The sequence below is a fragment of the Mesorhizobium sp. M1E.F.Ca.ET.063.01.1.1 genome (assembly GCF_003998155.1).
Taxonomy (GTDB): domain Bacteria; phylum Pseudomonadota; class Alphaproteobacteria; order Rhizobiales; family Rhizobiaceae; genus Mesorhizobium.
On sequence record NZ_RZSC01000225.1, the window covers coordinates 1 to 8,343 of the forward strand.

10 protein-coding genes and 1 pseudogene are annotated in these 8,343 nt (G+C 64.3%); 2 read left to right on the forward strand and 9 right to left on the reverse strand.

Going from position 1 to position 8,343, the window contains the following annotated elements; all coding sequences use genetic code 11:
- The 8 genes from EOA29_RS17265 to rpoZ all read right to left on the reverse strand — a co-directional run.
- Positions 1-542 (reverse strand): ribonuclease III family protein (locus EOA29_RS17265; protein WP_127221190.1); only part of this gene is annotated, 542 nt, incomplete at its 3' end.
- Positions 543-546: 4 nt separating this feature from the next.
- Positions 547-1,296 (reverse strand): signal peptidase I, encoded by a 750-nt coding sequence (gene lepB, locus EOA29_RS17270; protein ID WP_126094933.1) that lies wholly within the window; start codon positions 1,294-1,296, stop codon positions 547-549.
- Between the two features lie 80 nt (positions 1,297-1,376).
- Complete coding sequence (gene acpS / locus EOA29_RS17275) at positions 1,377-1,790, reverse strand: holo-ACP synthase (protein WP_126094934.1); 414 nt, start codon at positions 1,788-1,790, stop codon at positions 1,377-1,379.
- Positions 1,787-2,374 (reverse strand): DUF2062 domain-containing protein, encoded by a 588-nt coding sequence (locus tag EOA29_RS17280; RefSeq protein ID WP_127221191.1) that lies wholly within the window; start codon positions 2,372-2,374, stop codon positions 1,787-1,789. The genes acpS and EOA29_RS17280 overlap by 4 nt, the downstream gene beginning before the upstream one ends.
- 274 nt (positions 2,375-2,648) lie before the next feature.
- Positions 2,649-3,029, reverse strand: a complete 381-nt coding sequence (locus tag EOA29_RS17285) for a VOC family protein (protein ID WP_127221192.1) — start codon at positions 3,027-3,029, stop codon at positions 2,649-2,651.
- A gap of 75 nt (positions 3,030-3,104) precedes the next feature.
- Positions 3,105-3,683 carry an orotate phosphoribosyltransferase gene (pyrE, locus tag EOA29_RS17290; RefSeq protein ID WP_127221193.1) on the reverse strand — a complete coding sequence of 193 codons (579 nt, stop codon included), beginning with the start codon at positions 3,681-3,683 and terminating at the stop codon, positions 3,105-3,107.
- A gap of 25 nt (positions 3,684-3,708) precedes the next feature.
- Positions 3,709-5,937 carry a bifunctional (p)ppGpp synthetase/guanosine-3',5'-bis(diphosphate) 3'-pyrophosphohydrolase gene (locus tag EOA29_RS17295; RefSeq protein ID WP_126094940.1) on the reverse strand — a complete coding sequence of 743 codons (2,229 nt, stop codon included), beginning with the start codon at positions 5,935-5,937 and terminating at the stop codon, positions 3,709-3,711.
- 126 nt (positions 5,938-6,063) lie between these two features.
- The gene (gene rpoZ, locus EOA29_RS17300) at positions 6,064-6,465 is read right to left on the reverse strand and encodes a DNA-directed RNA polymerase subunit omega (protein ID WP_040972027.1); all 402 of its coding nucleotides are present in this window, start codon (positions 6,463-6,465) and stop codon (positions 6,064-6,066) included.
- A gap of 305 nt (positions 6,466-6,770) precedes the next feature.
- On the opposite strand from rpoZ, the gene EOA29_RS17305 reads away from it, so the two are divergent.
- Positions 6,771-7,352, forward strand: a complete 582-nt coding sequence (locus EOA29_RS17305; protein ID WP_126094941.1) for an NYN domain-containing protein — start codon at positions 6,771-6,773, stop codon at positions 7,350-7,352.
- Positions 7,349-8,020 (forward strand): uracil-DNA glycosylase, encoded by a 672-nt coding sequence (locus EOA29_RS17310; RefSeq protein WP_189434676.1) that lies wholly within the window; start codon positions 7,349-7,351, stop codon positions 8,018-8,020. Before EOA29_RS17305 ends, EOA29_RS17310 begins: the two co-directional genes overlap by 4 nt.
- On the opposite strand, the pseudogene EOA29_RS17315 reads toward EOA29_RS17310, so the two are convergent.
- Positions 7,989-8,343: pseudogene (locus EOA29_RS17315) on the reverse strand (lysozyme); the annotation flags it as partial. The gene EOA29_RS17310 and the pseudogene EOA29_RS17315 sit on opposite strands and share 32 nt — an antisense overlap.

The following is an 8,343-nucleotide window of genomic DNA, read 5'->3' on the forward strand; positions in this document are numbered from 1 at the left end:
CCGCTATTGGCAGCCGCCTGGTGCGCCCATTCCTGCAGTTCGGTCTTGGCGTCGCGGCGGGCGGCGCCTGTCGCCTGCGAGCGCGGCTGCCAATAGCGGTGGATGAACGCGCGGGCAGCGTCAAGGCCACCATCCAGGTAAAGCACGGCAATCAGCGACTCCAGCGCGTCGGCGCGCAGATTGGTTCGCTTGCGGCCGTCGAGATTGCGCACGTCGGAGCCGGCGCGGATCAATTCCGGCAGGCCGATCTCCCCGGCGATCTCGGAAAGCGCCTCGGCGTTGACCAGCGCGTTGAGGCGCAGCGACAGCTCGCCCTCGGCGGCATCGGGAAAGGCCGCCAGCAGCATGTCGGCCACGACAAGGCCGAGAACGCGGTCGCCCAGGAATTCGAAGCGTTCGTAGTCGACGCCGGCATGGGTCGAGCGCGCGCTGGCATGAGTCAGCGCGCGCTGCAGACGCTGGCGGTCGGCGAAGGCGTGGCCGGTGCGCTCGAAAAGCGCTTCGGCGAGGGCATCGGCGGTCAAACGCTTGGTGGCCGCCATGACCTTAGTGGACGAGATGGAACAGGCGTCCGGCGCGCATCAGCGACGGCCACTTCCAGATTTCCAACGGGCTTGCGCCGTCGGCGATCGAGAAGAAGATGACGTTGGCACGGCCGACAAGGTTCTCGGCCGGCACGAAACCGACGGTGAAGCGGCTGTCGGAGGAATTGTCGCGATTGTCGCCCATCATGAAATAGTGACCGGGCGGTACGTCAAACTCGCGTGTGTTGTCGCCGATCGAATTGGGCGTCAGGTCGAGCGTGTCGTAGGTGACGCCGTTGGGCAGCGTCTCGCGATAGACGTCGACGGGACGGTCGACCTCGGTGATATCGGGATTGTCGATCTGGCCGACCTTTTCGCGCGGCACGGCGGTGCCGTTGATGAAGAGCTGGCCGTCCTTGACCAGGATCTTGTCGCCGGGCAGGCCGACGACGCGCTTGATGTAGTCGACGGACGGATCCGGCGGGAACTTGAACACCACCACGTCGCCGCGCTTGGGCTCCGAGCCCCAGATGCGGCCGGAGAAAATGTTGGGGCCGAAGGGCAGCGAATAGCGCGAATAGCCATAGGCCCATTTGGTGACGAACAGATAGTCGCCCTCGAGCAGCGTCGGCCGCATCGAACCGGACGGGATGGAGAAGGGCTGGAACAGCAACGTGCGGATGACAAGCGCGAGCAGCAGAGCCTGGATGATGACGGAGAAGGTTTCACCAAGCCCGCCGGATTTCTTCTGCGATTTTTCAGCCACGCTCATGTCGTCCTCGATTGTGCGTTGGTTGGTATAGAGTCTCGGCGCGCGCTGGGCAACGTCATGCCGCCCGTGGTCAGATGGAATCAATGTGGCGCTTGTTCGGCGGGCACTGCCTCGATGATCACAAAGGCTTGAGCAAGCGGAAAATCATCGGTGATGGTGAGGTGGATCAGCGCGCGGTGGCCCTTGGGCAGGATTTTCTCCAGCCTTGCCGCGGCGCCTCCGGTCAGAGCCATGGTCGGCGCGCCGCTCGGCAAGTTGACCACGCCCATGTCGCGCCAGAACACACCCTCGGCCATGCCGGTGCCCAGCGCCTTGGCGCAGGCCTCCTTGGCGGCGAAGCGCTTGGCGTAGGAGGCGGCGCGGGCCGCGCGGCCTTCGGATTTGGCCTGTTCGACCTCGGTGTAGATGCGCTGGATAAAGCGCTGGCCGTGCCGCTCCAGCGACTTCTCGATGCGTCTGGTGTCTATCAGGTCGCTGCCGATGCCGATGATCATTCCGCGGGAACTTCCCGCCCGCCAGCGCGCTTGGCCTTCTCGGCCCGCTCGGCCATGCGCCGCTTCCGCTGCTCGCGAAACACGGTCATGCCCCAGCGGGTGATGCCATAGAAGATGAGTCCGAAGACCAGGCCAAGCGGCACCGCGCCGAGGAGCATCGGCTCCAGGATCGGATGCCACAACTTGGCGAAGGAAAGCGTTTGCATCATTTCGCCGAGATGTTCGGGCGGGCCGTGCTTGGGCAGACGTTCATGCAGGATGAGCTTGCCCGTTTCCCAGGATGCGCCCCAAAGCAGCGGGAAGGTCAGCGGATTGCCGAAGAACACTGCGCCCAGCGCCGCCGCCACCAGATTGCCGGCGATCACCCAGCAGAGCACGGCGGCGATGACGAAATGGAAGCCAAGCGGGAAGAAGGACGCGAAAACGCCCGCCGCGACGCCGGCCGCGACGGAATGGGGCGTCGCCTTCAGCCGCAGGATGCGCTTGGAGAAATATTGCACAGAGCGCGAGAACGAACGGCGCGGCCACAGATAGGTACGCAACCGCTCCAGGAGGCCATCAGGCTCTCGGCGTCGAAAAAGCACTCTGTTTCAGTTCCTGGTCCAACACACGCTTCCCCTGCTACCCGGGTCGCGCCGACATATCTTGCGCTTCGAGGGCGCAGGAAGGCAACAAAACTTTGATATAGCGACTGCCAGGCCACGGAACAACGAAACGCCGCCGCGATGGTCTGCCGCAGGCTGTAACAAGAACGCCATTCTGGCGAAACTGAGGAAGCGAACCGGGAGGCAAGGCCGATAATCACCATTCGACCGGCGCTGCGCTGTGCGGCTCGGTCTGAATTGACCGAAACGGAGGCTATGCCAGATATTCGCTAACCTCGACCAGATTGCCGTCGGGATCGCGGAAATAGACCGACATCATCCTGCCGCGCGCCCCAATGCGCTCAACCGGCCCGACTTCGACCGCCACGCCGTTGGCCTCGAGGCTGGCGCGGATGTCGGAAAGAGGCACCGCCGCGACGAGGCAGAAATCGCCGGAGCCCGGCGTCGGCGTCCTTGCCTTCGGCTCGAAGGTGTGCCCGACTTCATGCAGGTTGATCTTCTGCGATCCGAACAGAAGCGCGGTCGGACGGTTCGGCTCGTCCAGCCGCCGCAGGCCAAGCACACGCTGATAGAAATCGCAGGTCGCTTCGACCGAGCGGACCGTCAGCACGAAATGGTCGATGCCGGCAATCATCGCGACCTCGACGCGCGCCGCTGGCAAAGAGATTCAAGCGGCGCGCTCAAGTGCTTGTTTTCATGCATCGCGGCGTCAGATGTTCCGGCTGCCCGGCTTGACGGCCGGGATGGCGGCAAGCTCCGGCGGCAGGCGGTCGGGCGGATAGGCAGGCACCTCATATTCTGCGAGCGCGATCAGCGGCACGCCGACATCGGTCTTGCCGGCCGAGCGGTCGATGATGCAGGCGGCTGCCACCACCTCGGCGCCGAGCTCGCGCAGGCAGTCGATCGTCTCGCGGATCGAGAGTCCCGTGGTGACGATGTCCTCGACGATGACGACACGCGACCCCTTGGCGATCTCGAAACGGCGGAGCCTGAACTCGCCCCCTTCCCGTTCGACCCAGATCGCTGGAGCGCCCAGATGACGCGATGTCTCGTAGGCCGGGATCAGGCCGCCGATCGCCGGGCCGACGACATAGTCGATCCCGCCCGGCACACTTTCTCGGATCTTCTCGGCCAGCGCCTTGCACAGGCGCTCGGTCTTGTCGGCATGCATGAAGACGCGTGCCTTCTGCAGGAAGATCGGGCTGCGCAGGCCGGACGTCAGGATGAAATGACCTTCGAGAACGGCGCCGGCCTCGCGGAATATGCCCAGCACTTCTTCGGTGTTCATTTCTTCCCTCTCTCGTCGCTCATCGTTAGCCGTTCACACGCCGAGCGTCGCTGACGCTCGAATTGTCCTTGAGCTGCGACAGCAGCCGGTTGAGATGCTTCAGGTCCCAGACCTCGAGGTCGATCAGCATCTCGGTGAAATCGGGAGCGGTGCGCACCATCGACAGCGTATGGATGTTGGCATCGTTCGACGCAACAACCTGCGCTATGTCGGCAAGGGATCCCGGCGCATTGATGGCAGTAACCGAAATGCGCGCCGGGAAGCGCTCCTTGGTGCGCTCGTCAATGTCCCAGCGGACGTCGATCCAGCGCTCGGGCTGGTCGTCGAAGGCCTGCAGCGCCGGCGACTGGATCGGATAGATGGTGATGCCGGTTCCCGGCTGGATGATGCCGACGATACGGTCGCCGGGCACCGCCCCTTCCGGCGCGAAGCGCACTGGCAGGTCGCCGCGCACGCCGCGGATCGGCACCGCGCCCTCGCGCTGCTGGTCCTTGCCCTTGCGCGCGGCGCGGCCGGGCATCTGGAACAGCATGCCGGCGGCGTTGCGGATCTTCGACCAGCCCTCCTCGCGCTGCTTGGGCGCCGCGACCGTGACGCGCTCGTCCTTGTAGTCGGGGAACACCGCCTTCATGACGTCGGTCGATGCCAGCTCGCCGCGCCCGACGGAGGCCAGCACATCCTCGATGTCCTTGCGCGCCAGCCGGTGCAGCACCGGTTTCAGGCTCTCCTTGGCAAAGCTCTTGCCGGCGCGCTCGAAGGCGCGTTCCAGGATGCGAGCGCCGAGCCCGGAATATTGCTTGCGGATGGCGTTCTTGGTGGCGCGGCGGATGGCGGCGCGCGCCTTGCCGGTGACGACGACCGATTCCCAGGCCGCCGGCGGCACCTGCGCCTTGGAGCGGATGATCTCGACCTCGTCGCCGTTCTTCAATTCCGTCATCAGCGGCATTATGCGGCCGTTGACCTTGGCGCCGACGCAGGTGTCGCCGACATCGGTGTGAACGGCGTAGGCGAAGTCGATGGGGGTGGCGCCGCGCGGCAGCGCGATCAGCATGCCCTTGGGCGTGAAGCAGAACACCTGGTCCTGGAACAGCTCCAGCTTGGTGTTTTCCAGGAAATCCTCAGGGTTGTCGCCTTCGGCCAGCTGCTCGATGGTGCGCCGCAGCCAGGCATAGGCGTTGGTCTCCTTGGAGATCGCGTGCGCGGCGCCGTTCCCCTTGCCGCCCGTGTCCTTGTAGATCGAATGCGCGGCGACGCCGTATTCGGCGATCTTGTTCATCTCGCGGGTGCGGATCTGCAATTCGACGCGCTGGCGCGACGGGCCGACGATGGTGGTGTGGATCGAACGGTAGTCGTTCTGCTTCGGCGTCGAGATGTAGTCCTTGAAGCGGCCGGGCACCATCGACCAGGTGGTGTGGATGGCGCCGAGCGCGCGGTAACAGTCCTCGACCGTGTCGACGACGACGCGGAAGCCGAAGATGTCGGAGAGCTGCTCGAAGGACAGCGCCTTGGCCTCCATCTTGCGGAACACCGACCACGGCTTCTTCTGCCGGCTTTTGACGCTGGCCTTGATCGCATGCTTTTCGAACAGGCCCGACAACGCCTTTTCGATCTCGTCCAGCACGCCCTTGTTGCGCTCGAAGATCTCGGCGAGCCGCGCGGTGACGGCGCGATAGGCTTCCGGATTGATGTAGCGGAAGGCGATCTCTTCCAGTTCCTCGCGCATGCCCTGCATGCCCATGCGGCCGGCTAGCGGCGCATAGATGTCCATCGTCTCCTCGGCGATGCGCAGGCGCTTGGACTCAGGCATATGGTCGAGCGTGCGCATGTTGTGCAGGCGGTCGGCGAGCTTGACGAGGAGAACGCGAATATCCTCGGAGATCGCGAGCAGCAGCTTGCGCAGGTTCTCGGCCTGCTCGGCCTTTTTGGAGACGAGGTCGAGCTTCTTCAGCTTGGTCAGGCCCTCGACCAGCTTGCCCATTTCGGGGCCGAACAGTTCGTCGATCTCGGCCCTGGTCGCGGTCGTGTCCTCGATCGTGTCATGCAGCAGGGCGACCGCGATGGTCGCCTCGTCCATGTGCATTTCGGTGAGGATGGCCGCCACTTCCAGCGGATGCGAGAAATAGGGATCGCCCGAGGCACGCTTCTGGTGGCCATGCTTCTGCATGGCGTAGACATAGGCCTTGTTGAGCAGCGCCTCGTTGACGTCAGGCTTGTAGCGCTGCACGCGCTCGACAAGCTCATACTGACGCATCATGGGCGGGATCTCGCGGTGCTGAAATGAATCATGCGCCGCTGTTGCTTGCGGCGCATGTCATAGATAGCCACGAAACTTACGAGACGGAAGTGCCGGATGCTTGATCCAGGCAAGTTCCGACGAAGCTTAGTAGTCGTCGCTCTTTTCCGGCGGCACCAGACCTTCGATACCGGCGAGCAGGTCTTCCTCGCTCATGCGGTCGAAGGCGATGTTCTCCTCGGCGTCGTCGGTGTCCGCAGCGGCGGTGGCGGCTCCAGTCTGATCGGCGATCGCCTCGCCATCGGCCTCCGGCTCGTCGACCTCGACATGCTTCTGCAGCGAGTGGATCAGGTCTTCCTTGAGGTCGTCGGGCGACAGCGTCTCCTCTGCGATCTCGCGCAGCGCGATGACCGGATTCTTGTCATTGTCGCGAGGAACGGTGATCTGCGCGCCCTGGCTGATCTGGCGGGCACGGTGGCCGGCGAGCAGCACGAGCTCGAAACGGTTATCGACCTTGTCGATGCAATCTTCAACGGTTACGCGGGCCATGGACTGCCCCTTTCATGCGTGGATTTGATGGAAAACTGGCGGGCTCCATAACCCGGACGCCGCCGAAATACAAGCTTTATGGCGGCAGCGCCCGAAGCACGAGCCTTTGGCCGGCTCAATGTCCGGACATCACCCTTATCCGCCGCTCAAATAGCGCCGATCACAATTGCTTGCAATGCGCGTCCGCGCCCTTGGATATCCACAAATCTGGCGTTATCTCGGATGAGACGGCAAAAGGGACCATTACCGGGCCTGCCCGTCACGTCCATTTAGACGACAGAAATTTTCGAAAGGGATGTTTTTCAATGTTCGATCCCCGTGAAAAGATCGCTCTTTTCATCGACGGCGCCAATCTCTATGCCACCTCGCGGGCGCTCGGCTTCGACATCGACTACCGCAAGCTTCTGGCGAGCTTCCAGAAGCGCGGCTACCTGCTCAGGGCCTATTACTACACCGCGCTGGTCGAGGATCAGGAATACTCCTCGATCCGGCCGCTGATCGACTGGCTGGACTATAACGGCTTCAAGGTGGTGACCAAGCCCGCCAAGGAGTTCACCGACTCGACCGGCCGGCGCAAGATCAAGGGCAACATGGACATCGAGCTCACGGTGGACGCGCTGGAGCTTGCCGATGTCGTCGACCACTATGTCATCTTCTCCGGCGACGGCGACTTCCGCACTCTGGTCGAGGCACTGCAACGGCGCGGCCGCAAGGTGTCGATCATCTCGACCATGGCCTCGCAGCCGCCGATGATCTCCGACGACCTGCGCCGCCAGGCCGACCACTTCATCGACCTGATGACATTGAAGAGCGAGGTCGGCCGCGACCCGTCCGAGCGGCCGGCGCGCCGGCCGGAACCGGCTGAAGTCGACGAGGACGATTATTGAGAGCGGCAGCCTTGAGCGGCGCGCCCTCCCCCGAACCCGACCGTGATTGCCCGCTCTGCCCGCGGCTGCACGACTTCATCGCCGGTTGGCGCGAGCGCGAGCCGGGCTGGTTCAATGCGCCGGTGCCGACCTTGCTGCCGCCGGAGGGCGAGGAGGCGGTCAAGCTTCTGATCGTCGGGTTGGCCCCGGGCCTGCGCGGCGCCAACCGCACCGGGCGCCCGTTCACCGGCGACTATGCCGGCGACCTGCTCTACGGCACGCTGATCGCGCAAGGCCTGGCGCGCGGAGAATTCAAGGCGAGGCCGGATGACGGGCTGCAGCTCGTCGGCACCGCGATCACCAACGCGGTGCGCTGCGTGCCGCCGGAGAACAAGCCGGTCGGCGTCGAGATCGCCACCTGCCGCACCTTCCTCAGGCCGACCATCGCGCGCTTCTCCAATCTGCGCGCTATCCTGACGCTCGGCTCGATCGCGCATCAGTCGACGGTGCGGGCGCTGGGCGGACGCGTCGCCGCGCTTCCGTTCCGCCACGGCGGGCGGCAGGAGGCCGGCGGGATCACGCTGTTTTCGAGCTATCACTGCTCGCGCTACAACACCAACACCGGCGTGCTGACGGAAGAGATGTTCGTCAACGTCTTCAGGGAGATCGCGGCATTCCTGAAGAGCTAGCTTCAGGCGCCGGCGCGAACAGCTCCGTGAGCCGCGCCGGCCCGCCCTTCAGGACATTCAGGTCGACATCGCCGTCGATGCCGTCGACGCGGCCCGTATCGACATATTGCCAATAGACCCAATCGTCTTCGTTCAGCGGCCCCCGCAACGAGCGCAGCCAGCGCTGGCGAACCGCGATATGAGCGGAATAGGTCGGCGCCGTCTCGTCGGTGATGTAGAGGATGGCCGGCTTGCCATAGGCCGCCTCGACCGGGCCCAGGAATGCAAGGAGTTCCGCGTTCAACTCGGCGGGCGAAGGCCGATGCGGGCAATTGCCGTGGAAT